The organism is Bradyrhizobium sp. CB82 (assembly GCF_029714405.1).
Taxonomy (GTDB): domain Bacteria; phylum Pseudomonadota; class Alphaproteobacteria; order Rhizobiales; family Xanthobacteraceae; genus Bradyrhizobium.
Genome location: NZ_CP121650.1, coordinates 2,339,004 through 2,362,318 on the forward strand (window position 1 = coordinate 2,339,004; position 23,315 = coordinate 2,362,318).

The 23,315-nt window shown below is 63.1% G+C and carries 24 protein-coding genes; 11 read left to right on the forward strand and 13 right to left on the reverse strand.

The window, feature by feature from the left end; all coding sequences use genetic code 11:
• Window positions 1-11: 11 nt before the first annotated feature.
• Together QA640_RS11290 and QA640_RS11295 are read left to right on the forward strand one after the other, a co-directional pair.
• Window positions 12-1,289, forward strand: coding sequence for a YeaH/YhbH family protein (locus QA640_RS11290; RefSeq protein ID WP_283040716.1), 1,278 nt, complete (start codon window positions 12-14; stop codon window positions 1,287-1,289).
• On the forward strand, window positions 1,286-2,830 hold the full coding sequence (locus QA640_RS11295; protein ID WP_283040717.1) for a SpoVR family protein: 1,545 nt from the start codon (window positions 1,286-1,288) through the stop codon (window positions 2,828-2,830). The genes QA640_RS11290 and QA640_RS11295 overlap by 4 nt, the downstream gene beginning before the upstream one ends.
• A 66-nt stretch (window positions 2,831-2,896) precedes the next feature.
• On the opposite strand, the gene QA640_RS11300 is transcribed toward QA640_RS11295, so the two are convergent.
• Together QA640_RS11300 and QA640_RS11305 are read right to left on the reverse strand one after the other, a co-directional pair.
• Window positions 2,897-3,346: a DsrE family protein gene (locus QA640_RS11300; RefSeq protein ID WP_283040718.1), complete on the reverse strand. Its 450-nt coding sequence runs from the start codon at window positions 3,344-3,346 to the stop codon at window positions 2,897-2,899.
• Window positions 3,347-3,370: 24 nt separating this feature from the next.
• Window positions 3,371-3,973 carry a hypothetical protein gene (locus QA640_RS11305; RefSeq protein ID WP_283040719.1) on the reverse strand — a complete coding sequence of 201 codons (603 nt, stop codon included), beginning with the start codon at window positions 3,971-3,973 and terminating at the stop codon, window positions 3,371-3,373.
• A gap of 147 nt (window positions 3,974-4,120) precedes the next feature.
• Between QA640_RS11305 and QA640_RS11310 the strand changes: the two genes are divergently transcribed.
• The 3 genes from QA640_RS11310 (at window position 4,121) to QA640_RS11320 (ending at window position 7,410) form a co-directional block, all read left to right on the forward strand.
• The gene (locus tag QA640_RS11310; protein WP_283040720.1) at window positions 4,121-5,155 is read left to right on the forward strand and encodes an ABC transporter substrate-binding protein; all 1,035 of its coding nucleotides are present in this window, start codon (window positions 4,121-4,123) and stop codon (window positions 5,153-5,155) included.
• 234 nt (window positions 5,156-5,389) lie between these two features.
• On the forward strand, window positions 5,390-6,943 hold the full coding sequence (locus tag QA640_RS11315; protein ID WP_283040721.1) for an SUMF1/EgtB/PvdO family nonheme iron enzyme: 1,554 nt from the start codon (window positions 5,390-5,392) through the stop codon (window positions 6,941-6,943).
• Between the two features lie 17 nt (window positions 6,944-6,960).
• Window positions 6,961-7,410, forward strand: coding sequence for a DUF4399 domain-containing protein (locus tag QA640_RS11320; RefSeq protein ID WP_283040722.1), 450 nt, complete (start codon window positions 6,961-6,963; stop codon window positions 7,408-7,410).
• On the opposite strand, the gene QA640_RS11325 is transcribed toward QA640_RS11320, so the two are convergent.
• From QA640_RS11325 to pqqA, 10 genes are all read right to left on the reverse strand, one after another.
• Window positions 7,411-8,466: a 2-oxoacid:ferredoxin oxidoreductase subunit beta gene (locus tag QA640_RS11325; protein WP_283040723.1), complete on the reverse strand. Its 1,056-nt coding sequence runs from the start codon at window positions 8,464-8,466 to the stop codon at window positions 7,411-7,413. It abuts the gene before it with no gap.
• Window positions 8,463-10,310 (reverse strand): 2-oxoacid:acceptor oxidoreductase subunit alpha, encoded by a 1,848-nt coding sequence (locus QA640_RS11330; protein ID WP_283040724.1) that lies wholly within the window; start codon window positions 10,308-10,310, stop codon window positions 8,463-8,465. Before QA640_RS11330 ends, QA640_RS11325 begins: the two co-directional genes overlap by 4 nt.
• On the reverse strand, window positions 10,280-12,079 hold the full coding sequence (locus QA640_RS11335) for an FAD-dependent oxidoreductase (protein WP_283040725.1): 1,800 nt from the start codon (window positions 12,077-12,079) through the stop codon (window positions 10,280-10,282). The genes QA640_RS11330 and QA640_RS11335 overlap by 31 nt, the downstream gene beginning before the upstream one ends.
• A 255-nt stretch (window positions 12,080-12,334) precedes the next feature.
• Complete coding sequence (locus tag QA640_RS11340; RefSeq protein WP_283043148.1) at window positions 12,335-12,502, reverse strand: hypothetical protein; 168 nt, start codon at window positions 12,500-12,502, stop codon at window positions 12,335-12,337.
• Window positions 12,503-12,538: 36 nt separating this feature from the next.
• Window positions 12,539-13,537, reverse strand: coding sequence for a prolyl aminopeptidase (gene pip / locus QA640_RS11345; RefSeq protein WP_283040726.1), 999 nt, complete (start codon window positions 13,535-13,537; stop codon window positions 12,539-12,541).
• A complete protein-coding gene (pqqE, locus tag QA640_RS11350; protein ID WP_283040727.1) occupies window positions 13,527-14,744 on the reverse strand; it encodes a pyrroloquinoline quinone biosynthesis protein PqqE in 1,218 nt (405 codons plus the stop codon). Before pqqE ends, pip begins: the two co-directional genes overlap by 11 nt.
• Entirely contained in the window at window positions 14,741-15,052 is a 312-nt protein-coding gene (gene pqqD, locus QA640_RS11355; protein ID WP_283040728.1) for a pyrroloquinoline quinone biosynthesis peptide chaperone PqqD, read from the reverse strand. The genes pqqE and pqqD overlap by 4 nt, the downstream gene beginning before the upstream one ends.
• A gap of 13 nt (window positions 15,053-15,065) precedes the next feature.
• Complete coding sequence (gene pqqC, locus QA640_RS11360) at window positions 15,066-15,845, reverse strand: pyrroloquinoline-quinone synthase PqqC (protein WP_283040729.1); 780 nt, start codon at window positions 15,843-15,845, stop codon at window positions 15,066-15,068.
• On the reverse strand, window positions 15,842-16,771 hold the full coding sequence (gene pqqB / locus QA640_RS11365; RefSeq protein ID WP_283040730.1) for a pyrroloquinoline quinone biosynthesis protein PqqB: 930 nt from the start codon (window positions 16,769-16,771) through the stop codon (window positions 15,842-15,844). The genes pqqC and pqqB overlap by 4 nt, the downstream gene beginning before the upstream one ends.
• Before the next feature lie 116 nt (window positions 16,772-16,887).
• Window positions 16,888-16,968, reverse strand: a complete 81-nt coding sequence (gene pqqA / locus QA640_RS11370; protein WP_007595659.1) for a pyrroloquinoline quinone precursor peptide PqqA — start codon at window positions 16,966-16,968, stop codon at window positions 16,888-16,890.
• A 298-nt stretch (window positions 16,969-17,266) separates the two neighbouring features.
• Between pqqA and QA640_RS11375 the strand changes: the two genes are divergently transcribed.
• The 4 genes from QA640_RS11375 to QA640_RS11390 all read left to right on the forward strand — a co-directional run bounded on the left by QA640_RS11375 (window position 17,267) and on the right by QA640_RS11390 (window position 19,742).
• A complete protein-coding gene (locus tag QA640_RS11375; protein WP_254097810.1) occupies window positions 17,267-17,524 on the forward strand; it encodes a hypothetical protein in 258 nt (85 codons plus the stop codon).
• Window positions 17,525-17,602: 78 nt separating this feature from the next.
• Window positions 17,603-19,003, forward strand: a complete 1,401-nt coding sequence (locus QA640_RS11380) for an amidase family protein (protein ID WP_283040731.1) — start codon at window positions 17,603-17,605, stop codon at window positions 19,001-19,003.
• Window positions 19,004-19,011: 8 nt separating this feature from the next.
• A complete protein-coding gene (locus QA640_RS11385; RefSeq protein ID WP_283040732.1) occupies window positions 19,012-19,488 on the forward strand; it encodes a glutathione peroxidase in 477 nt (158 codons plus the stop codon).
• Between the two features lie 11 nt (window positions 19,489-19,499).
• Window positions 19,500-19,742 (forward strand): DUF3297 family protein, encoded by a 243-nt coding sequence (locus QA640_RS11390; protein WP_157327629.1) that lies wholly within the window; start codon window positions 19,500-19,502, stop codon window positions 19,740-19,742.
• 189 nt (window positions 19,743-19,931) lie between these two features.
• Here QA640_RS11390 and QA640_RS11395 read toward each other — a convergent pair whose 3' ends face one another.
• Window positions 19,932-21,263, reverse strand: coding sequence for an IS1182 family transposase (locus tag QA640_RS11395; protein ID WP_283037042.1), 1,332 nt, complete (start codon window positions 21,261-21,263; stop codon window positions 19,932-19,934).
• Window positions 21,264-21,519: 256 nt separating this feature from the next.
• Here QA640_RS11395 and tarD point away from each other — a divergent pair, with 256 nt between their 5' ends.
• Complete coding sequence (gene tarD, locus QA640_RS11400) at window positions 21,520-22,689, forward strand: D(-)-tartrate dehydratase (protein WP_283040733.1); 1,170 nt, start codon at window positions 21,520-21,522, stop codon at window positions 22,687-22,689.
• A 197-nt stretch (window positions 22,690-22,886) separates the two neighbouring features.
• Entirely contained in the window at window positions 22,887-23,174 is a 288-nt protein-coding gene (locus QA640_RS11405; RefSeq protein WP_283040734.1) for a GIY-YIG nuclease family protein, read from the forward strand.
• Window positions 23,175-23,315: the final 141 nt, after the last annotated feature.

Below are 23,315 nucleotides of genomic sequence, written 5' to 3' on the forward strand. Positions count from 1 at the left end.
CGGATGACAAAGTGGCCCATATCATTGACAGGCGCCTGAATCCGGGCGGTAAGAGTCTTGAGAACCGCCAGCGGTTCTTGCGTCGGGCCAAATCCCTGGTGCAGGGCGCCGTCAAGAAGACCTCGCAGGAACGCGATATCAAGGACGTCCTGGAGGGGGGTGAGGTCACGATTCCCCTTGACGGAATGCACGAGCCGCGGTTTCGGCGCGAAGGCGGCACGCGCGACATGGTGCTGCCCGGGAACAAGAAGTTCATCGAGGGCGACTATCTGCAGCGCTCGGGGCAGGGCAGCGCCAAGGACTCCGGTCCCGGCGAAGGCGACAGCGAGGACGCCTTCCGCTTCGTCCTGAGCCGCGACGAGTTCGTCGATCTGTTCCTCGACGATCTCGAGCTTCCCGATCTCGCCAAGCGCAAGATCGCCCAGACCGAGAGTGAGGGCATCCAGCGCGCCGGCTACACCACGTCCGGCTCACCTGCGAACATCTCCGTGAGCCGGACCGTCAAGCTCGCGCTCGCCCGCCGCATCGCGCTGCGCCGGCCGCGCAAGGACGAGATGGACGAGCTGGAAGCCAGGATCGCCGAATGCACCGACGAAGACGAGCGCGCGGCGCTCGTCACCGAGCTCGAGATGCTGAAGGCGAAATCCAAGCGCATTCCCTTCATCGATCCGCTTGACATCCGCTATCGCCGCTTCGAGACGGTGCCCAAGCCAGTGGCGCAGGCGGTGATGTTCTGCCTGATGGACGTCTCCGGCTCGATGTCCGAGCACATGAAGGACCTCGCCAAGCGCTTCTACATGCTGCTCTACGTTTTCCTGAAGCGCCGCTACAAGCACGTCGAGATCGTCTTCATCCGCCACACCGACCGCGCGGAGGAGGTGGACGAGCAGACTTTCTTCTATGGTCCGGCTTCCGGCGGCACGCTGGTGTCGAGCGCGCTCCAGGCGATGCATGAGATCGTGCGCGAGCGCTTCAATCCGACCGACTGGAACATCTACGCGGCGCAAGCCTCCGACGGCGACAACTCCTATTCCGACGGCGAGCTCGCCGGCATGCTGCTGACCGAGAAGATCCTGCCGGTCTGCCAGTTCTTCGCCTATCTTGAGGTCGGCGAGTCCGGCGGCAGCGCCTTCGATCTCTCCGACTCATCGCTCTGGACGCTCTATGAGCGCCTGCGGAACAGCGGGGCGCCGCTGTCGATGCGCAAGGTCAGCGAGCGCAGCGAAATCTTCCCCGTGTTCCACGACCTGTTCCAGCGCCGCGAAAATCAGGAGAAGGCCGCTCCATGACGGACAAGACCGGGCGATTGTTCGAAGGCGCGGATTGGGACTTCCACACCTTGCAGCGTATCCACGATGCCTGCGAGGATGTCGCGAAGAAGGAGCTTGGCCTCGACGTCTATCCGAACCAGATCGAGGTGATCACCGCCGAGCAGATGCTGGACGCGTACTCCTCCGTCGGCATGCCGCTGTTCTACAAGCATTGGTCGTTCGGCAAGCACTTCGCCTTTCACGAGGCCTCCTACCGCAAAGGCCTGATGGGCCTCGCCTACGAGATCGTCATCAACTCATCGCCCTGCATCTCCTATTTGATGGAGGAGAACACGGCGACGATGCAGACGCTGGTGATCGCGCATGCTGCCTTTGGCCACAATCACTTCTTCAAGAACAACTACCTGTTCAAGCAGTGGACCGATGCCGACGGCATTCTGGACTATCTCGATTTCGCCAAGAACTATGTCTCGCATTGCGAGGAACGCTACGGCCGAGTCGAGGTCGAGCGAACGCTGGATGCCGCCCACGCGCTGATGTCGCACGGCATCGACCGCTATCCCGGGAAGAAGAAGCTCGATTTGCGCGTCGAGGAAAAGCGCGCCGGCCGCCGCCGCCAGCACGAGGAGGAGGTCTTCAACGACCTCTGGCGTACCGTGCCCAAGGGTGCAGCCAAGAGCCGATCTGTGCTGAGCATCGAGCGGCGTCGCAAGCTGCTCGGCCTGCCGCAGGAAAACCTGCTCTATTTCCTGGAAAAGAGCGCACCGCGGCTGGCGCCCTGGCAGCGTGAATTGCTGCGCATCGTCCGCCACATCGCGCAGTATTTCTACCCGCAGAGCCAGACCAAGGTGATGAACGAGGGGACGGCGACCTACGTCCACTATCGCATCATGTCGGCCTTGCATAAGCAGGGCCGTATCACCGACGGCAACTTCCTCGAATTCCTCCAGTCGCACACCAACGTGGTGTTCCAGCCCGAATTCGACGATCCGCGCTTTTCAGGCTTCAATCCCTATGCCCTCGGTTTTGCGATGATGCAGGATATCGAGCGGATCGCTACGAATCCGGAGGCCGAGGACCGAGAATGGTTCCCGGACATCGCCGGCAAGGGCGATCCGATGGGCGTGTTGCGCGATGTCTGGGCGAACTACCGCGATGAGAGCTTCATCGGGCAATTCCTCAGTCCCAAGCTGATGCGGCACCTGCGCATGTTCCATCTCCACGACGATCCGGAGGAGCGCGCCGGCATCCGGGTCGACGCCATCCACGACGAGCGCGGCTTCCGCCGCGTCCGCCGCGAACTCGCGCGGCAGCACGATGTCGGCTTCATCGATGCCAATATCGAGGTGGTCGACGTCGACCTCTCCGGCGACCGCCGACTGATCCTACATCACCACGTCATCAAGGGCTCGCAGCTCAACGAGACCGACGCCAAGCGCGTGCTCCAGCATCTGGCCGATCTCTGGACCTATGACGTGTCGCTGATCGAGGTCGATGCCAACGACAAGGTTTTGCGGGAGTATGTGGTCAGCCCGCGGCCGATCCCCGCGGCGGCCTAAGCAACTTTTGCGGATGCGCATACCCTTCTCCCCGAAGAGGAGACGGGAAGGCTGCTTGTACCGGCTTCAAGGCCTCAAATACGAATACCCCTGCGACTGCAGCTCCGCGAGGCGGACCACGCCGCCTTTTTCTGCACTGACGAAGCCGGGCAAGAGGTTCTTCAGCGTGATGTTCTGCGCTTTCATGGTGTTGGCGCAGGCGGTGAACGCCACACCGTCCTTGGAGAGATCGCCGACCCGTTTGCTTACGTCCGGATTGGCCTGCGTCCGGTGAAACGCCTTGAGCGCCGGCCCATGGATGACGAGCGCGATCGTCACGTGCTCGGGTCCGCCCACGCCGTCGATGTGGTTCTGGATATTGCCGAGCACGAAATTGACCCTCTCGGCATCGCTCAGATGATAGGCGACCTTCAGCCTGTCCGCTGCCGTCGGTTCGGTCGCGGCCTTCGCGCGCGAGGCGGCGAAGGCCGTGCCCAGAGCCGATGCTGCGCTCCACAAAATATTACGTCGGTTCATGACGTTTCTCCCGGTCCGAACCTATCACTTGTGGCGAAGCGCAGCGAGTTCCTTGCGGTCGGTCACGAGCGTGGCGCACTCGCTGCTGTCGGCGCGGTCGAGACGGAAAATCTTGTCGTCCGCACCGGCGACCAGCGATTCTTCGGCGTCGTCGTCAAGCTTGTTGTTCTGCCAGACCTTGACGCGCTCGAGCCGGATGATCGCAGATTTGTCGTCCTTCGACAGCGCGATCCCGATTCCGCCGCCATCGCAGTCGACGCCGCAGTCGAAGCGGACCTCGTCGCCATTGTCCTGAAACAATGCGTGGCCGCAGGAGCCGGAGGAATCGAATTCGCCGGAGCGATGCCGGTATCGGAAGCCGAGGCGGAAGGCGTAGTGCAGTTCCTTGTCCTCTGTCTCGTATTCGGCCGAGACCAGCAGCTTCATGGAGGCAACCTTTTGCTTGGGATGGCGAGCCAGATGGTCGGCATCGTAGCGGCGGACGAAGCAGGCATAGGCCTTGTGGCCGGGCGCGCCGGCAAACATTCGCGCGTCAAAAGCATCGGATTGGGCCTTGGTGGCCTCCTGGGTATGGCCGGTGCCGCCGAGAGCGGCGAGGGTGAGGGCGACGAGGAGGGGAAGTTTCATGTGCGGTCCCGAACGCTTCGAACGGATGAGGTATCCGGCTGGCGGCCGGCGGGGGCGACTGGCGGTTGGTCGCCACTCGGGCGGGATGCGTTCACCTGCCCGCGGTCGCCTGGCGCGCCCGGATTTACCTATCCCCTGGATGGCCGAATGCTGGTACACGCGCGTGATGCACTCGACTTTTGCCAATCCGGGCCGCACATGATCCGGCGTGCCTTCATCCGCGCAATAGGGCTCCTGGCCGCCACGTCATGGCTTGCGGCGAACGCCCAGCCGGTGCCGCGCAGGAAGCTCGTCGGCATGGTCTCCTCGTTCAGCGAGCAGCAATTGCTGCCGCTCCGCGCCGCGCTGCTGGACCGGCTGCGAGAGCTCGGCTGGCGCGACGGCGATAATCTGGAGTTCGACCTGCGGCTGGCCAAACCGATGTCGTCCTCCCTGTCGGAGGCTTCGGCTTCGCTGGTGCAGCGGCAGCCGGACCTGCTGATCGCACAGGGAAGTCCTACGCTCGACGCCATGCGCAAGTACTCGGGCGCGATACCCGTCGTATTCCTGTTGGTGGCCGATCCCGTCGAGCTCGGCGTGGTGGCGTCCTTGTCTCATCCCGGAGGAAGCCTCACCGGCTTCACGAATTTCGAACTCGCGGTCGGGGGCAAATGGGTCGATCTGCTGAAGGCCGTCGATACGACGATCGAGCGCATCGTCCTCATCGCCAATCCCGACAATAACACCAGCGCGCCTTTCGCTCGCCAGATCGAGAGCGACGGACGCGAAACCGGCGTGAACGTGCAGACGATCTACGTCCGCGATGCCGGCGAGATCGAACGCGCCATTCGCGGCGCCGGCGGTCTGCCCAGGGCCGGGCTGATGACGCTGCCCGACTCCCTGCCGATTCTGCATCAGGACCTGATCGTCGGCTTGACCAACGAGCTGCGCATTCCCAGCATCCATCCATTCCGCAGCTTTCCAACAAGCGGCGCGCTGATGTCGTACGGGCTGGATTTCCCGGAGTTGTTTCGCGAGGTCGCCTCCTATGCGGACAGGATTCTTCGTGGGACGAAGCCGGCCGATCTTCCGGTGCAGGCGCCGACAAAATTCGAGCTTGTCATCAATTTGAAGACGGCGAAGCTGTTGGGGATCGAGGTGCCGTCCGCGCTGCTCGCGAGCGCCGACGAAGCCATCGAGTGAGCAAACTCTCGCTTGGTGCGACGAAGTTCCGTTGCTGGGCTTTAGTCGCTCGCGGCATCAAGAAAGTTCAAAGCGCCTGGCGGCATTTCCGGCTGGGAACCCGATCGCCGACGCTCCGACCCGGTCGCACTTTGCTTGTCCCTCGCGCGCGATGTGATAGCCTATACCTTGCACGCAGCGCTCTTTGGGGTTGAACGTGCAAGCCACCATTTGCAAGTTTGTGGAGCCCCAGTAATGGGTGAAATTCGCAACTTCAAATCGGGGAATCAGGGTGGGCCGCCGCCGAATAGCGCGATGCCTCGTCGCCTCGCCGCTATTATCGTCGGTGACATCGCGTCCTACAGCCGCTTGATGCAGGCCGACGAGGAAGGCACGCATGTCCGCGTCAAGCGGATCGAGCGGGATCTCATCCAGCCCAGCATCGCCGAGCACCATGGAAGCCTGGTGAAGACGACGGGCGATGGCTTCATTGCCATTTTCGATAGTCCCGTTGAGGCCGTTCGATGCAGCATCGTCATCCAGCAGAACCTCATCGGCCGTAACGCCTCGCTTCCGAAGCATTCTCGGATCGAATATCGCATTGGCGTCAATCTCGGCGACGTCATCGTGGAGACGGACGACATCTATGGCGACGGCGTCAACATTGCGACGCGTATCGAAGGGATTGCCGAGCCTGGTCAGGTCTTCATCTCGGGCGCGATCTATGAGCAGATCAAGCACAAGGTGGTGTGCGGCTACGAATCGCTCGGGGACCGCAAGGTCAAGAACATCACCGATCCTGTGCGCGTCTATCGCGTGCTGCCGGACGCTGACGCCGTCGGCAGGACGCGAGGCCGGCGCGAGAGCATCCTGATGTTTCTTCTGAGCCTCGCTTTGTTGGTGATTGCCGGCTACGTGCTTTGGTACCTGCTTGCGCAGCCACGCAGCCGGGTGGGGCAACAAGCCGCAGCTCCCCCAATCGTGGCTCCTTCGGCATCCCCGTCCCCGCAATCCGCTCCGTCGATGCCGAGCCCGCCGGCGCCGCAGGCCGCCCCTGCGGCTTCTCCGTCGCCCACGGCAATGCCGTCGCCCGCCGCTTCGCCTTCACCGGTCCCGCTGCCGTCCATGGCATCGATCCAGGAGCCGGACATGGTCGCGATCCGTGCAGGCAGTTTTGCGATGGGCAGCAACGATGACGCGACGGAAAGGCCGATCCACCAGGTGGTGATCAAACCGTTTGCGATCGGGAAATACCCCGTGACGGTTCGTGAATGGAACAAATGTGCGGCGGCGAAGGCTTGCGAATTTACGGCGATCGGAAAGGACGACGCCCCCGTCACGAACGTAAGCTGGACGGACGCGCATCAATATGCGGGCTGGCTCGCGCAGGCGACAAAGAAGCCGTATCGGCTTCCGAGCGAAGCTGAATGGGAGTATGCCGCCCGCGGCGGTACCCAGACGAAATACTGGTGGGGCGACAAGCCGCAGCCGGGCATGGCGGCTTGCAAGGATTGCGGCGACGCCTCGGCTGATCAGCCGGTCAACGTCGGCAGCTTCAAGCCCAATCCCTTTGGGCTTTACGACATGGGCGGCGGCGTCGATCAGTGGGTCGAGGATTGCTGGCACAAGAATTATCAGGGGGCTCCGACCGACGGCTCCGCCTGGGTCGGCGGCGACTGCACCTCGCATGTTCTGCGCTCGGGCTCCTGGAAGAACGACGCACGATACGTGCGTCCTGCGAATCGCGACGGCTACGATACCAATGTTCGTTATCCAACCCATGGATTCCGCGTCGCGCTGAGTCCCTAAGTGCTGGATGAGAAACGATGAAGATCGTTTGCTGGTTTGCGCTCTCGGCGGCGCTCGTACTGTTCTCCAACGCAGCCTATTCGCAGGGCAAGACGGCACCGAAGGACGCAAAGCTCTATTTCATCACGCCGCACGACGGCCAGAGGATGAAGGGCGGGTTCTGGGCCAGGTTCGGACTTCGCAATATGGGCGTGACGCATGCGGGCGACGATTATCAGAACAGCGGCCACCACCACCTGCTGATCGACGTCAACGAACCGATCGATTCCAAAGAGCCGATTCCGCAGGACAAGTCGCATCTCCACTTTGGAGCAGGACAGACCGAGACCTTTCTCGAACTGCCGCCGGGCCCGCACACGCTGCAACTGGTGCTGGGCGACGCCAAGCACTATCCGTTCGAGCCGCCCGTCGTATCGGAGAAGATCACCGTACGCGTCAGGCCGGCGATTTCGGCGCGGAGTAAATGATCACCGCAGGCTGGCGTTGATCTTGTCCAGCACCGCAGAGCCCGGGCAGAGATCGTCCGCCTCCAGCCTGTTCAGCGGCGTCTCGACCGTGTTGAGATGCTCGTGCAGATCCTCCGCGTCCGGATCGACATAGAGCAGCCCCGTGACGATCTGCCCCTTGGCGGAGTGCTTCTGGAGGAAGGTCATCGCGCCGAGCCGGTCATGCGGATCATAGTCGGCATCGAGCTTGCGCAGCGCGATCTTGCTGCCGTCATGCTGCTCGACGACCTGCACGGAGCCGGGCGCGTAGTCGACGCTGATCGGGTCGCGGCCGACCAGCACGTCGAGCCGGTTCACCGCGTCATTGTGCTCGCGGACATAGTCGAAGCTCTTGGTCGAGCCGGCGTGGTTGTTGAAGGCGATGCAGGGACTGATCACGTCGATGAAGGACGCGCCCTTGTGGCGGATCGCGGCTGCGATCAGCGGCACGAGCTGGGCCTTGTCGCCGGAGAAGCTGCGCGCGACGAAGGTGGCCCCCAGCTGCAACGCGATCGCGACGAGGTCGATGGCGTTGTCGGTGTTGGTCACCCCCTTCTTGGATTTCGAGCCGCGGTCCGCAGTGGCCGAGAACTGGCCCTTGGTCAGGCCATAGACCCCGTTGTTCTCGACGATATAGGTCATGTTGACGCCGCGCCGGATCGAGTGTGCGAACTGGCCGAAGCCGATCGAGGCGGAATCGCCGTCGCCGGAAACGCCGAGATAGATCAGGTCCCGATTGGCTAGGTTGGCGCCCGTGAGCACCGAGGGCATGCGCCCGTGCACCGAGTTGAAGCCGTGCGAATTGCCGAGGAAATAGTCCGGCGTCTTCGACGAGCAGCCGATGCCGGAGATCTTCGCCACCCGGTGCGGCTCGATCGACAGCTCATAGCAGGCCTCGATGATCGATGCCGTGATCGAGTCGTGACCGCAGCCGGCGCACAGCGTCGAGATCTTGCCCTCGTAGTCGCGATGCGTGTAGCCGAGCTCGTTCTTCTTCAGGCCCGGGTGATGAAATTTCGGCTTTGCAATGTAGGTCATGACACGGCCTTGCGGAGCGGGGTCACCTTGAGGTGATCCTGGTGGTCGCCAATGGCTTTTGCGATGAAACGGGCGGTGATTGGCGAGCCGTCGTAATGCACGATCGGTACGAGACGCACCGGGTCGATGCCGTTCTCGTTGACGATGAGCTGACGGAGCTGGCTGTCGCGGTTCTGCTCGACGACGTAGACGAAATCGTGCTCGGCAAGGAAGCTTGCCACGCTCGAATGGAACGGGAAGGCGCGGATGCGCAACCGGTCGAGCTGATGCCCGCGCGCCTCCAAAAGGCCGATCGCCTCGTCCATCGCCGGCGCCGTGGAACCGAAATAGATCACGCCATATTTGGTCGGCCGTTCCGCATTGGCCTGGAGCGGCCGCGGCACGAGATCCTGCGCGGTCTCGAACTTGCGAACCAGGCGCTGCATGTTGTCGGCATAAACCGTGCCTTCCTCGGAGTAGCGCGCATAGCGGTCGCGCGAGGTGCCGCGGGTGAAATAGGAACCCTTGGTCGGATGCGTGCCGGGATAGGTACGGTAGGGGATGCCGTCACCGTCGACGTCGAGATAGCGGCCGAAGTCGCGGCCCTCGTCCAGCATCTCCGTGGTCATCACCTTGCCACGGTCATATTGCCGCGCGTCGTCCCATTTCAGCGGACGGCAGAGCCGGTGGTTCATGCCGATATCGAGATCGAGCATCAGGAAGATCGTGGTCTGAAGCCGCTCGGCGAGATCGAACGCGGCCGCAGCGAACTCGAACGCCTCGGCCGGATCTTCCGGGAACAACAGCACGTGCTTGGTATCGCCATGCGAGGCATAGGCACAGGCAATGATGTCGCATTGCTGTGTGCGGGTCGGCATGCCCGTCGAGGGGCCCGCGCGCTGGATGTTCATGATCACGGCCGGAATCTCGGCGAAATACGAGAGACCGATGAACTCCGTCATCAGCGAGATGCCGGGCCCCGAGGTCGCGGTGAAGGCGCGGGCGCCGTTCCAGGAGGCGCCGATCACGATGCCGATTGAAGCAAGCTCGTCCTCGCCCTGCACGATCGCGTATCTCGCCTTGCCGGTCGCAGGGTCGTGCCGGTACTTCTTACAGTGGCTGGTGAAGGCTTCCGCAACCGACGAGGACGGCGTGATCGGATACCAGGCGCACACCGTCGCGCCGCCATAGACCGCGCCGAGCGCGGCGGCGCTGTTGCCCTCGATGAAGATGCGATCGCCGACCTTGTCGGCCTTCTTCACCCGCAGCCCGATCGGGCATTTCAGATTCTGCAATGCCCAGTCGCGGCCGAGATGCAGCGCGTGGACGTTGGAGGAGAGCAGCTTCTCCTTGCCCTTGTACTGCTCGCCGATGAGCTGCTCGATCACCTTGGGATCCATGTCGAGCAGCGCACAGAGCGCGCCGAGATAGATGATGTTCTTGAAGAGCTGGCGCTGGCGCGGATCGGTATAGGTGGAGTTGGTGATCGCGGTCAGGGGCACGCCGATCACGGTGATATCGTCGCGGAATTTCGTCGACGGCATCGGCTTGGTCGAATCGTAGAACAGGTAGCCGCCTTGCTCGATGCCGGCGATGTCCTTGTCCCAGGTCTGTGGGTTCATCGCTACCATCATGTCGACGCCGCCGCGGGCGCCGAGATGGCCGGCTTCCGTCACCCGCACCTCGTACCAGGTCGGCAGGCCCTGGATGTTGGAGGGGAAGATGTTGCGTGGGGAGACCGGCACGCCGTGGCGCAGGATCGCGCGAGCAAACAGCTCGTTGGCCGAAGCCGAGCCCGAGCCGTTGACGTTGGCGAAGCGGACGACGAAGTCGTTTACGCTGCTGATCGGCTTTTTGTCGGACATGATGATCCTGCGTGAGTCATATCGATGAGGTATTTCTGCATGTCCCAGGCGCCGGTGGGACAGCGCTCAGCGCAGAGCCCGCAATGCAAGCAGACGTCCTCGTCCTTCACCATCACGCGCCCGGTCTTGAGATCGCTGGAGATGTAGAGGGCTTGGTCGGGGTGCGGCGAGGGCGCCTTCAGGCGCTGGCGCAGATCGGCCTCCTCGCCGTTTTGCGTGAAGGTGATGCAATCCATCGGACAGATGTCGACACAGGCATCGCACTCGATGCACAGGGAGGTCGAGAATACGGTCTGCACGTCGCAGTTCAGGCAGCGATGCGCCTCGCCGAGCGCAAGCTTGACGTCGTAGCCGAGTTCGACCTCGGCACGGATGTCCTTCAGGGCCACCACCTTGTCGCGGTGCGGCACCTTGAAACGCTTTTCCGGCGAGATGTCGTTGTCATAGCTCCATTCGTGGATGCCCATCTTCTGCGAGGTGACGTGCACCTCCGGTAGCGGACGCTCGTTGATGTCCTCGCCCGAGAGTAACCTGTGGATCGACAGCGCGGCGTCGTGGCCGTGCGCGACAGCCCAGATGATGTTCTTCGGCCCGAAGGCGGCGTCGCCACCGAAAAAGATCTTCGGGTTGGTCGAGACGAAGGTCTTGGGATCGACCTTCGGCATATTCCATTTGTCGAACTCGATGCCGCAGTCGCGCTCGATCCAGGGGAACGCGTTCTCCTGGCCGACGGCGACCAGCACGTCGTCGCAGGGGATGGTTTGGTCGGGTTCGCCCGAGGGCACCAGGTTGCGACGGCCCTTGGCGTCATATTCCGCTTTCACCTTCTGGAAAGTGACGCCGATGAGCTTGCCGGCCACATGCTTGAACGCCACCGGCACCATGTAGTTGAGGATCGGGATATCCTCGTGAATGGCGTCTTCCTTTTCCCAGGGGCTCGCCTTCATTTCCTCGAAGCCGGAACGCACGATCACCTTGACGTCCTCGCCGCCAAGGCGGCGCGCGGTGCGGCAGCAATCCATTGCGGTGTTGCCGCCGCCGAGCACGATCACGCGCTTGCCGATTTTGTTGGTATGACCGAACGAGACGGAGGACAGCCAGTCGATGCCGATATGGATGTTCGCGGCAGCTTCTTTGCGACCGGGAATGTCGAGCTCGCGGCCGCGCGGTGCGCCGGAGCCGACGAAGATCGCATCGTATCTGTCCGCGAGCAGCGCTTTCATGCTCTCGATACGGTGGCCGCCCCTGAACTCGACGCCGAGCTCGAGGATGTAGCCGGTCTCTTCGTCGATCACCGAGTTGGGCAGCCGGAATTTCGGGATCTGCGAGCGCATCATGCCGCCGGCTTCGGGATCGGCGTCGAACACGGTGCAGTGATAGCCGAGCGGTGCGAGATCGCGCGCCACCGTCAGCGACGCCGGACCACCGCCGACCAGCGCGATGCGCTTGCCGTTCTTCGGCGAGGGGCGCGGCAGACGCTGCTTGATGTCATCCTTGAAGTCGGCGGCGACGCGCTTCAGGCGGCAGATCGCCACCGGAGTTTCCTCGACGCGTCCGCGGCGGCACGCGGGCTCGCATGGACGATCGCAGGTGCGCCCCAGAATTCCGGGAAACACATTCGATTTCCAATTGATCATATAGGCGTCGCTGTAGCGGCCTTGTGCGATCAGACGGATGTATTCGGGAACCGGAGTGTGCGCAGGACAGGCCCACTGGCAATCGACTACCTTGTGAAAGTAGTCGGGGGCCGCGATATCGGTCGGTTTCATTCCTACCCTGTCCGCGCAGGCCCAAAGACCCGAGCGGCCTTCTTGAGCTTGGCGAACGCTATGCCGCGTTCATATGGTTTTCGAATTGGATCATAGACTTGCCTTATTAGAGCCAATCCCAAGCGTGCACAAAGCCAAAATTGCGAGTTACCCCGCTTTCATAGGAGCTGCGCGCGCATAGCATTAACAGTCGCGCATTCTATGTGGCGGTGCAGCATCCCGTGGTGCGTGTAATGAGTTCAGCCGCGTGTGATGTCACTCTTCGCAAGGTCCCACATCAGGCAGGCTGGCGGCGTGCGCAACACAGCGCCGCGCCTTCAGAAAAGCGTCGATCGCAACACGCTCCGCAAGATGTTCGACATCATATCTGCGGTTGAAATCGGCCTCATGCTCTGCGTCGATATTCATCGACGTCAGCAGCATGCCCTTCCCGGCAAGCGGCATTTTCCTGCTGTCCCTTTATCGTGCGGCTTTCGAGCCGAGGTCCGCGATCGCTTTCATCACGGCATCCCTCACGCCGGGATCATAGAGCGAATGTCCGGCCTCTTCCACGGTCCGGACCTCGGAACCCGGCCACGCTTTCGCGAGCGCCGAAGATGTCACAGGCGGGCACAACAGATCATAGCGGCCCTGGATGATGATGCCGTGAATGCCGGCGAGCTTGCCGGCATTTCGCAGCAGCTGATCCGGCGCCATGAAGCAGTTATTGATGAAGTAGTGCGCTTCCATGAACGGCGTCGCGGGCAGTGTGCGCCACACGTTGAGCGCGGCGAGATCGAGCCGTGTGCGCGCCGGCTTGTGTTCGGACAGGGTGCGCTCGGTGTCGTACCAGGCCCGCGCGGCGGGACCATGTATGTCAGGATCGGGATCGAGAATGCGGCGCCAATACGCCTCGATCGGCTGCCCTCGTTCTTCGGCTGACAGCAGGCTCAAGAAATCCTCGTTGAGCGCGGGATAGAATTGCGGCAGCCGCGACGTGAAGCCGGTCTCGACCTCCGCTCGCGTGCCGAGAAATGTTGCGCGCAGCACGATGCCCGAAACGCGCTCGGGATGGACTTCGGCGTAGGCCAGCGCCAGCGTCGCGCCCCAGGAGCCGCCGACCACCATCCAGCGTTCGAAACCGAACTTTTGGCGGATCAATTCCATGTCCGCGATGAGGTGCTGCGTGGTGTTGTGCTCGCGCAAACCCTTCGGTCTGCTGCGACCGGCGCCGCGCTGATCGAACAGCACGGCATGGAATCGCTCGGGATCAAAAAGCCGGCGATGGTCGGGCTGGCAGCCGCTGCCGGGACCGCCATGCAGATAGACGGCTGGGATGCCGTCGACGCGGCCGATGCTTTCGAGATAGATCTCGTGGCCGTCGGAGACGGCAAGCATTTCGGAGCTCAACGGCGCGAAGGGATCGGCGCGCTTTACCGATTCCTTGGCCGATTTGGCCGCGTCGGCGTCAGGCGCCATGCTTGCCGGACTCCCCAGGGTCAGGCTCCAAAGTGCCACCGGCAAAGTTGCGGTAGAGGAAGCGGTTGATCTCGCCTTCGGCTTCACGCTCGGCCTGCCTGAATATGGTCTCGTGCAGCGGCGACAGCGCGCAGGCCGGGTCGGTATTGGCCGCATCGCCGGTGAGCGCAAAGGCCTGACAGCGGCAGCCGCCGAAATCGATTTCGCGGAATTCGCAGGTCCTGCATGGCTCCTTCATCCAGCCGGTACCACGATAGCGGTTGAAGGCGTCCGAGTTCTGCCAGATCCAGGCGATCGAATGATTGGAGCGCACGGACTCGAAGACGAGCCCGGTGATGCTCTCGGCCGCATGGCACGGCAGCACCTTTCCGGCCGGCGAGATGTTGAAGAACTGCCGGCCCCACCCGCCCATGCATTTCTTCGGCCGCAGGGCATAATAGTCCGGCACGACATAGTCGATCGCGAGCGTTCCCTTGAGGCGCTCGCGCGCCTCCTCGACGATGCGGGTGGTCTCGTCGAGCTGCGCGACCGTCGGCATCAGCGCGGCGCGGTTCTTCAGCGCCCAGCCGTAGTACTGGACGTTGGCGACCTCGAGCCGGTCGGCGTCGAGATCGACCGCCATCTGGATGATGTCGGGGAGCTGGTGCAGGTTCTGGCGGTGCATCACCGCGTTCACGGTGAGCGGCAGATCGAGCTCGCGCGTCCAGCGCGCGACTTCGAGCTTCTTGTGATGCGCGCCCTTGTAGCCGGCGACGCGATCGGCGGCGATGTCCTCGGTTCCCTGAAAACTGATCTGTACGTGGCAGAGGCCGGCATCGGCGAGTTCGCTCAGCTTGTCGCGCGTCAGCAGCACGGCCGCGGTGATCAAATTGGTGTAGAGGCCGGCGCCGCTCGCATGCTTGATGAGTTCGACCAGGTCTTTCCGCGCAGTCGGCTCGCCTCCGGAGAAATGGACTTGGAGCACGCCGATCTCGACGAGCTCGGTCAAGACCTTCTTCCACTCCTCGGTCGTGAGTTCCTTGCCGGCGCGATCGAGCTCGATCGGGTTGGAGCAATAGGGACATTGCAGCGGGCAGCGATGCGTGACTTCCAGCAGGACCGCGAGCGGAATGCCAAACGTCTCCGCCGTCGAGCGCTGCTTTTCGAGCACAGCGAGGCTGTCGCTTGCATCAGGGGGGATGGCCGGATTGCCGAGCACGTCACTCATGACGTCTTCTCCCGGGCTTCGGTCAAAAAGCCCTTGTCCGCAAGATCCTGCAACATGGCGGTCACGTCAGCCAGGATCGCATCGCGCGGCGCAGCATACTTCGCGGCGAGCTGGTCCGCCACATCGCCGACGTTGCGGACGCCGTCGCAGAGCTGCAGGACCTCGACGGCAATCTCGTCCGGGGCCAGCACGCGCTCGGGCGCCAGGATCACCCAGACGTTGCGCGTCTCGTCGTATTTCAGTTTGGCATGCCGCGGCAGCACGGGCCGGCTCGCCTCGCTGACGCTGATGTGACGCGGCCCGGCCATCGCTTATTTCCTCTCAGTTCGCTTTGGGCACGAAGGCACCCGGCGGAATGTGCCCATCGACATATGCATGATAGAGCGCATCAAGTTGCACCCACAGCACGTTGGTCTTGAAGATCAGCGCGTTGCAGACGGCCGCGCGTTCCTCCGGAGTCCTGGCGTGCTTCCTGACATAGTCGAGCGCGAAATTGGCGTCGCGCGGCGCCTGGGTCAGGCGGCGCTTGAAGTAACTCATGATATCAGGATTGACGAAATCATAGTGCTCCAGCATGCCGACGATGCGCTCTTCGTGAATGCTCGGTGCGAACAGCTCCGTCAGGGAGGAGGCGATCGCCTCCAGCGGGCTCTTCTCGCGGCAGAAATGCACATAGGCCTCGACCGCAAAGCGCGTTGCGGGGAGAATGCCTTCGGTCGATTCCACGTAGGCCGTGTCCAGCCCAAGGCCTTCGGTCAGCTTGATCCAGCGCTCGATTCCACCCTCGCTGCCGACATCGCCGTCGTGGTCCTCGATGCGGTGACGCCATTCCAGCCGCGTGGCGCGGTCGCGAAAGCGTGAGATCACCACCGCGTCCTTGAGCGGGATCGTGCTCTGGTAGTAGTAGCGGTTGAGCGCCCAGGCCTGCACCTGGCCCTTGTTCAGCTTGCCGCCGTGCAGGAGCTTATGGAACGGATGCAGGCTGTGATATCGCGTCGCGCCGATGTGGCGCAGCGTCGCCTCGAGCTCCTCGGCCGAGTTGAGCCTGATGTCCTTGCCGATCGAGAGTGCGGTCATTCCGGGAAGCGTCATGGCGTTCACAGCACGATCTCCGTTCCATCGGCGGGTATCTGCCAGCCCGCATGTTCGGCCGCCTTGCGCTCGGGCGAGGAGGGCAGCAGCGCCGGGTTCGAGTTATTGATATGCAGAAATATCTTCCTGTCGATATCGAGGCCGGCAAGCCGCGCGATCGCGCCATCCTCGCCCGACATGGCGACATGTCCCATGCTTTTGCCGGTCTTTTGGCCAAGCCCGGCCTGGATCATCTCGTCGTCGCGCCACACCGTACCGTCGAAGAACAGCAGCGCTGCGCCGGCAATCTCCGCTTTCAGCGCGTCGGTGACCTCGGCACAGGCGGCGAGGAAGTAGAAATTCTTGCCGGTCGACTTGTCCGCGATCTTCAGGCCGAGCGTATCGCCGGCGCCATCGCTCCCGCCGGGATGCACCTTGCCTTCCAGATACCAGGCCGATTTGCCGGGCACCTCGAACGCAACCACCTCAATGCCGGAGCGTGCGCCGTCGGGAAGGCGCGGCTCGAACGGCTCGTCGACGCCGATCGGCTGGCGCTTGACGTTCTTCTCGTTCAGCACATTGAAGATGCTGTTGGCCCTCAGGATCGCGAGCACCTTGTCATGCGCGTAGATCGTGAACGGCGAGCCCTCGCGCATCGACAAGAGTCCCGCGACCGCGTCCACCTCGCCATTGGTCAGGATCACGCCTGCGACCGGCGTGTGGCGCAGCGCGCCCGGCTTCGGATGAAGCTGTCGCGTGGCGTTGAATTGCTGTCGGAGGTCGGGAGAGGCGTTGATCAGGAACCAGTTGTCACCGTCGGCGCTGAAGGCGACCGAAGCTTGGGTTCTCTGCAAGTGTCGAGCGTCAGCGCGCGCTGCCCGGCAGCCCGTGCATCCGCAGTTCCACTGCGGTACCCCGCCGCCAGCCGCGGCACCCAGGACGACGACGCGAAGCATGAATCCGTCTCCTGGAGGCACGTGTCGCGGTGGATCTCAAGGCCGGCACAATTCCCTTCGGCGGGAACGTCGCGCGCCCGAAGGATCCACCCGCGCTCGACGTAAACTTGCCGCCCTTACTTGCGGGTGGCGCTCACATACATGTTGATTTCCATGCCGCACGGCACTTCGACGATCTTCGGTGCTTTCCAGGCCATTTTGGCCCTCCCTTTCTGAAAAATCGGACGTGTCCGCCCCCCGTTAAACTACTGCCGGCGGAAAAGTTCGCCAGTTAAATCTTCCGCGACCTAGGTAGTAGGTGGACTGAAATGCTGCGCTGCAAACACGGAAAGGCACGATCGTGCCGTGGAGATGACGCAAAAACAGCAAAACAACCCCATGCAAAGGACGACGATAGGCAAAGAACGACGATAGGGTGCGATCCCTGTCCGGATAAAGCAGTTGTGAGTGCAGAGCGGCTTTCAATCCGCTACAGGCGACCCCATTGGATCAGGCATGCCCAGATATTTCTTCAACACCCGCATCGGCGACGAATTGATCGTGGATCCTGACGGCGAGGACCTGCGCAATCCCGATCGTGCCTGGGAAGTGGCGCGCCAGATGATTTTGGAAGTACTGAAATCGGAAGGCACCCAGCCGGCGCTGCTCGAGGCCGTCATCGAGGTCACCGACGTCGATGGTGAGATCGTGCTGGAGTTTCCCTTCACAGAGGCGCTTCTGGACCTGCCGGATCAATCCGCCACCCGGCACTGACATCCGGGTCTCCCTGCGCAATGCGCATGGCTTTGCCGCCTGACCGGCGCTAAAAGACCCGGTCACACGGAGCATGTCATGCAAGATCTCTGGCGCCTGTCGGCCGCCGACCTCGCCACCCTCATTCGGTCCAGGAAGGTTTCTGCCTTCGAAGCTGCTAAGGCGGGCCTGGCCCGGCTCGATGCCGTCAATCCCAGGCTGAATGCGGTGATCGACCACCGGCCGGAGGACGTTCTCGAGCAGGCGGCAGCGGTGGATGCGGCGATCGCCCGGGGCGAGGATCCGGGCCTGCTCGCTGGCGTCCCCGTCACGGTGAAGGTCAATGTCGACCAGGAGGGCTTTGCTACCACCAATGGCCTGAAGATCCAGCGCGAGGTGATCGCGAAGGCCGACAATCCTGTGGTCGCCAACTTACGCAAGGCGGGCGCCGTCATCCTCGGCCGCACCAACTGCCCAGCCTTCTCCTACCGCTGGTTCACCACCAACCTGATCCACGGGGACACGAAGAACCCGCGCGATGCCTCGCTGACCCCGGGCGGCTCCTCGGGCGGAGCAGGTTCTGCCGTTGCGGCGGGCATCGGCCACATCGCCCACGGCACCGATATCGCGGGTTCGATCCGCTACCCCGCCTATGCCTGCGGTGTGCACGGCCTGCGGCCGACCATGGGCCGGATTCCCGCCTTCAACGCGGCCCTGCCGGAACGCCCAATCGGGCCGCAGATCAGCGCGGTCTCCGGGCCGCTGGCGCGCACCATCAATGACATCAGGATTTCGCTCGCCGCGATGGCCGCCCGCGACGTGCGCGACCCCTGGTGGGTGCCCGCGCCGCTCGAGGGGCCGGCAGTGCCCAAGCGCGCTGCGCTGTGCCTCAATCCGGACGGACTCGCGACGGCGCCCGAAGTGGCGGCCGCGGTCAGCGACGCCGGCAAGCGGCTGGAGCGCGCAGGTTGGACCGTGGAGGTGATCGAGAACACCCCGCCGATGCGGGAGGCTGCCGAATGGCAGACGAAGCTCTGGCTTGGCGACGGATATGAGGCCGCGCTCGAAGCCGCTGAGCGCGAGGGCGACCCCGGCGCGCTCGCCTGCCTGCGCGGCAACCGCGCCAAGGTCACCCCGTTCGACCAGGCGGCCTACGCCAAGGCGCTGATGCGCCGGGCGACGCTGACGCGCGAATGGATGCTGTTCTTCGAAAAATACGCGGTGGTGCTGACGCCGGTCTCCGGCGAACTACCATTCCCTGATCATCTCGATCGTAAGGACGAGGCGTCCTTCAAGCGGGTCTGGGACGCGCAATTGCCGCAGATCGCCATTCCTTTCATGGGGCTGCCGGGCCTTGCGGTCTCCACCGGTCTCGTCGGCAAGGCGCCCGTCGGCGTGCATGTCGTCTCCGGCCGATATCGTGAGGACCTCTGCCTGCTCGCCGGCGAGGCGATCGAGGCGGGTGGCGTGCCGGCTTCGCCGATCGATCCCGTGGCTTAGGGACAACGATGTCGGCCATCTACGAATTCACCGCCAACTCGCTTCTCGGCGACGAAGTGCCGCTGCGGCGCTTCGAGGGACAGGTGCTGCTTATCGTCAACACCGCGAGCAAATGCGGCTTCACGCCGCAATATCGGGGACTTGAGGATCTCTATCGCGACTTTTCCCCGCGCGGTTTCTCCGTGCTCGGCTTTCCCTGCAACCAGTTCGGTGGTCAGGAGCCAGGCAAGGCGAGCGAGATCCAGGAGTTCTGCTCGACGCAGTATGACGTCACTTTCCCGCTGTTCGAGAAGATCGACGTCAACGGCGCCAATGCGCATCCCCTGTATGAGTACCTGAAACGTCAGCAATCCGGCCTGCTCGGGGCTTCCATCAAGTGGAACTTCACGAAATTCCTGGTGGACCGCACCGGCAAGGTGGTGGCGCGTCACGCGCCGACCGCTCGGCCCGAAGGATTGCGTCGGCAAATCGAAACATTGTTGTGAGCGAGACAATCATGAGCGACGAATTCCCCGACCGCCTGTCGGTCGATCCGAACAGCCCGTACTACAACGCCGACATCCTGGCGCGCGACGTCGGCATCCGCTTCAAGGGCATCGAGAAGACCAATGTGGAGGAGTATTGCATCAGCGAGGGCTGGGTGCGTGTCACCGCCGGCAACGCCAAGGACCGCTACGGCAATCCGCTGACGATCAAGGTGCACGGGAGTGTCGAGCCGTATTTCAGGGACAAGAAATAGTCCCACGCACTTTTTTCCATTCGACATTGCGAGGAGCGAAGCGACGAGGCAATCCAGAGTTCCTCATCCTGAGAGCTTGCCAATCTTTCTCGTTTTGCGTGGTCATCGAAGGATGTGGCAGTTCCTCGTCGTGGCAACGCGTGGGCTGGGCGGCTGTGGCGAGGTTGGGGGATGTCGATGAACGCTCCTCTATGCGCTAGCGAGGCGGTTGCCTTGCAGGATGTTGTTGGCGAGGGCGTACCAGAGCACGACGGCGCGGACCTTTTCGAAGCCGCGCACGGTCAATTGGCGCAGGTCCCAGTTGCGCCAGCGGGCATGTATGCACTCGCAAATCGACCGGGGCTTGTATCGGGCCTTGCCCTCTTCGCTCGCCATGCGCGCACGCCAGGCCAACACCCCCGGGCCGTCGCCGCGTCGCGGTAGATGGGGATCGGTGCCGTGCTTGGATTGAGTGGGCGGGCAAAAGATATCGATGCCCTCGGCGTGCGCCCACTCGATGTCCTCGGCACTGCCAAAGCCGCCATCGACGAGATGGTCCTTGGGCAACCCGCCAGGACGCGCGCGCTGCCGCTCCAGCATGGGCCGCATCAGGCCGCGGTCGGACCCGGTGTTGCAGACCTTGATGTCAACGACGATCGGCTGGCCGGCGGCACTCGTCACCTGCACGTTGTAGGCGGGGCGGAAGCCGCCGTCGGCCATCTTCATGACCCGTGCGTCGGCGTCCGTCGTGGAGGCCCGCGGCTCTTTCGGCTTCTTGCCGTTGCCGCGCTTTTCTTCGCGCTCCTTGCGCTGCTGCTTGATTTCGGCGAGCGCCGTCTGCGCCGCTTTGACGCGCGCTCTGCGCTCACGCGCGGCGCGCTCCTTGGCGGCCTTCATGCGCTGATTGCTAGCATCCGAACGAGCGTCAACCTCGCGTTTGAGGTCTTCCACCACCGCCTCAGCCAAGGCCAGGTGCCGATCGAGCGTCGCCTCCCGCCGGAACGAAGCGGCCCCGGCGCTGGCCCGGACCCGAACACCGTCCTGCGCCAGCGTTTCCAGATTGACGAGGCCGACCTTCGCCAGCACCGCCAAATGCTCGCAAAGCAGCCGGTCGAGCAGGTCGGCGCAACCGACCCGGAAGTCCGCCAGCGTGTGATGGTTCACCGACACCCCGCCACACAGCCAACGATAGGCGTCATGGCTCTCGCAAAGCCGCTCCAACGCGCGCGCGCTGCCGACGCCCTCGCTGGTGGCATAGAGCCACAGCGCCAGCAAAAGCCGCGGCGATGTCGCGGGGTGACCGGGCCGATCGCCCCGCGCCTTGATCCGGTTCTCCAGCTCACTCAGGTCGAGTTCCTCGACATAGGACCAGATCAGGCGCACCGGATGGTCTTCCCCGATCAGGCTCTCGATATCCACTGCTCGCAACTCGATTTGATCGCGTTGGGGCTCACGAAGTCGCGGCGCTGCGAGCGGCGCCGCACCGGCTTGCGGCTTTGCCTGCTCCGGCAGATCCCCAAACAATTCATCAGCGGCCATCATCCCTCCTGCGAATCCATCACCGCAAGAGAATCACACAGCACCAGCTTTCGGCTATACCGCTTGCGAGCAGTCAAAAAGATTCACAGCCTCTGAGGAGCGCGGAACGCGCGTCTCGAAGGATGAATGGCCCCGCTGGTGGCCTCGCCCTTCGAGACGCCGCGCGAGCGCGGCTCCTCAGGGTGAGGGTCTGTCAGACTGGATTGCTTCGCTTCGCTCGCAATGACGAGGTTCCTCTCGACCACCGAAGGCGACCCGCATGTCCGTCCGCATCGTCGATGTCCGCGAGATCACAAAGCCGATCTCCTCGCCGATCCGCAACGCCTATATCGATTTCACCAAGATGACGACGAGCCTGGTTGCCGTCGTCACCGACGTCATGCGCGACGGCAATCGCGTCGTCGGCTACGGCTTCAACTCCAACGGCCGCTACGGGCAGGGCGGCCTGATCCGCGAGCGCTTTGCCTCGCGCATCCTCGAGGCCGAGCCAAAGTCGCTGTTGAATAGCGCCTGCGACAATCTCGATCCGGACAAGGTCTGGGCCGCGATGATGACCAATGAGAAGCCGGGCGGTCACGGCGAGCGCTCGGTCGCGGTCGGCACCATCGACATGGCGGTGTGGGATGCGGTGGCGAAGATCGCGGGCAAACCGCTGTTTCGCCTGCTCGCCGAACGTCACGGCGTCAAGGCCGATCCGCGCGTCTTCGTTTATGCCGCCGGCGGCTACTACTATCCCGGCAAGGACCTCTCGATGCTGCGCGGCGAGATGCGCGGCTATCTCGATCGCGGCTACAATGTCGTCAAGATGAAGATCGGCGGCGCGCCGATCGAAGAGGATCGCACGCGCATCGAGGCGGTGCTGAAGGAGATTGGCAAGGAGGCGCAACTCGCGGTCGATGCCAACGGCCGGTTCGATCTCGAGACCGCGATCGCTTACGCAAAAATGCTGCGGGACTATCCGTTGTTCTGGTACGAGGAGGCGGGCGATCCGCTCGACTATTCGCTGCAGGCCGCACTCGCAGAATTTTATCCGGCGCCGATGGCAACGGGTGAAAACCTGTTCAGCCACCAGGACACCCGCAACCTGATCCGCCATGGTGGCATGCGGCCGGATCGCGACTGGTTGCAATTCGACTGTGCGCTCTCCTATGGCCTCTGTGAATATCAGCGCACGCTGGAGATGCTGAAGACCCATGGCTGGTCGCCCAGCCGCTGCATCCCGCATGGCGGCCATCAGATGTCGCTCAACATCGCAGCCGGCCTGGGCCTCGGCGGCAATGAGAGCTACCCAGACCTGTTCCAACCCTATGGCGGTTTCCCCGACGGCGTCCGAGTCGAGAACGGTCACATCACCATGCCGGACCTGCCGGGCATCGGCTTCGAGAGCAAGTCGGATCTCTATAAGGAGATGAAGGCGTTGGCGGAGTAGCCCGGTTTCACGCTCCGTCATTGCGAGCGTAGCGAAGCAATCCAGAAACTTTCCGCGGTGACAGTCTGGATTGCTTCGCTGCGCTCGCAATGACGGTGTGGGGAGAGCCTCGCGCTTCTTTCGTCTCTATTGCGGTCGCCGCTCGGAATCACCTTTCGGTTGTGCTATCGTGAAGCTCTCTTCAGCCGAGCACGATCATGAAGCAGCCTTGCGTGTACATGTTTGCCAATCGCCGCAATGGGACGATCTATACAGGCGTTACCTCCAATCCGCCGCGCCGCGCGTTTGAGCATCGCCACGGTTTGGTGAAGGGGTTCTCGTCAAAGTACGGCTGCAAGCTGCTCGTCTGGTACGAGCTGCACGCGACCATGACCGACGCGATTGCGCGCGAGAAGCAGATCAAGGCTGGCAACCGGGCCAAGAAGCTGGCTTTGATCGAGAGCGTCAACCCGGACTGGATGGATTTGTACGAGACGCTGATCTGACCGCTGGGAGAACAGCGGCACTCAGGGGCAGGCGGTCGATACTTGCTCCGTCATTGCGAGCGTAGCGAAGCAATCCAGAAACTTTCCGCGGTGACAGTCTGGATTGCTTCGCTGCGCTCGCAATGACGATGTGGGACGACG

What these genes read in the sequence shown, in the direction of transcription:
- QA640_RS11305 (WP_283040719.1), bottom strand. Translation starts at nt 3,973, where the DNA reads ATGAAACTTCCCCTCCTCGTCGCCCTCACCCTCGCCGCTCTCGGCGGC.
- pqqB (WP_283040730.1), bottom strand. Translation starts at nt 16,771, where the DNA reads ATGCTTCGCGTCGTCGTCCTGGGTGCCGCGGCTGGCGGCGGGGTACCG.
- QA640_RS11375 (WP_254097810.1), top strand. Translation starts at nt 17,267, where the DNA reads ATGCCCAGATATTTCTTCAACACCCGCATCGGCGACGAATTGATCGTG.
- QA640_RS11390 (WP_157327629.1), top strand. Translation starts at nt 19,500, where the DNA reads ATGAGCGACGAATTCCCCGACCGCCTGTCGGTCGATCCGAACAGCCCG.
- QA640_RS11325 (WP_283040723.1), bottom strand. Translation starts at nt 8,466, where the DNA reads ATGACCTACATTGCAAAGCCGAAATTTCATCACCCGGGCCTGAAGAAG.
- pip (WP_283040726.1), bottom strand. Translation starts at nt 13,537, where the DNA reads ATGGCGCCTGACGCCGACGCGGCCAAATCGGCCAAGGAATCGGTAAAG.
- QA640_RS11315 (WP_283040721.1), top strand. Translation starts at nt 5,390, where the DNA reads ATGGGTGAAATTCGCAACTTCAAATCGGGGAATCAGGGTGGGCCGCCG.
- QA640_RS11310 (WP_283040720.1), top strand. Translation starts at nt 4,121, where the DNA reads ATGCTGGTACACGCGCGTGATGCACTCGACTTTTGCCAATCCGGGCCG.
- QA640_RS11295 (WP_283040717.1), top strand. Translation starts at nt 1,286, where the DNA reads ATGACGGACAAGACCGGGCGATTGTTCGAAGGCGCGGATTGGGACTTC.
- QA640_RS11320 (WP_283040722.1), top strand. Translation starts at nt 6,961, where the DNA reads ATGAAGATCGTTTGCTGGTTTGCGCTCTCGGCGGCGCTCGTACTGTTC.
- pqqD (WP_283040728.1), bottom strand. Translation starts at nt 15,052, where the DNA reads ATGGCCGGGCCGCGTCACATCAGCGTCAGCGAGGCGAGCCGGCCCGTG.
- QA640_RS11385 (WP_283040732.1), top strand. Translation starts at nt 19,012, where the DNA reads ATGTCGGCCATCTACGAATTCACCGCCAACTCGCTTCTCGGCGACGAA.
- QA640_RS11405 (WP_283040734.1), top strand. Translation starts at nt 22,887, where the DNA reads ATGAAGCAGCCTTGCGTGTACATGTTTGCCAATCGCCGCAATGGGACG.
- QA640_RS11335 (WP_283040725.1), bottom strand. Translation starts at nt 12,079, where the DNA reads ATGAAACCGACCGATATCGCGGCCCCCGACTACTTTCACAAGGTAGTC.
- pqqE (WP_283040727.1), bottom strand. Translation starts at nt 14,744, where the DNA reads ATGAGTGACGTGCTCGGCAATCCGGCCATCCCCCCTGATGCAAGCGAC.
- pqqA (WP_007595659.1), bottom strand. Translation starts at nt 16,968, where the DNA reads ATGGCCTGGAAAGCACCGAAGATCGTCGAAGTGCCGTGCGGCATGGAA.
- QA640_RS11395 (WP_283037042.1), bottom strand. Translation starts at nt 21,263, where the DNA reads ATGATGGCCGCTGATGAATTGTTTGGGGATCTGCCGGAGCAGGCAAAG.
- QA640_RS11330 (WP_283040724.1), bottom strand. Translation starts at nt 10,310, where the DNA reads ATGTCCGACAAAAAGCCGATCAGCAGCGTAAACGACTTCGTCGTCCGC.
- QA640_RS11380 (WP_283040731.1), top strand. Translation starts at nt 17,603, where the DNA reads ATGCAAGATCTCTGGCGCCTGTCGGCCGCCGACCTCGCCACCCTCATT.
- tarD (WP_283040733.1), top strand. Translation starts at nt 21,520, where the DNA reads ATGTCCGTCCGCATCGTCGATGTCCGCGAGATCACAAAGCCGATCTCC.
- QA640_RS11300 (WP_283040718.1), bottom strand. Translation starts at nt 3,346, where the DNA reads ATGAACCGACGTAATATTTTGTGGAGCGCAGCATCGGCTCTGGGCACG.
- QA640_RS11340 (WP_283043148.1), bottom strand. Translation starts at nt 12,502, where the DNA reads ATGCTGCTGACGTCGATGAATATCGACGCAGAGCATGAGGCCGATTTC.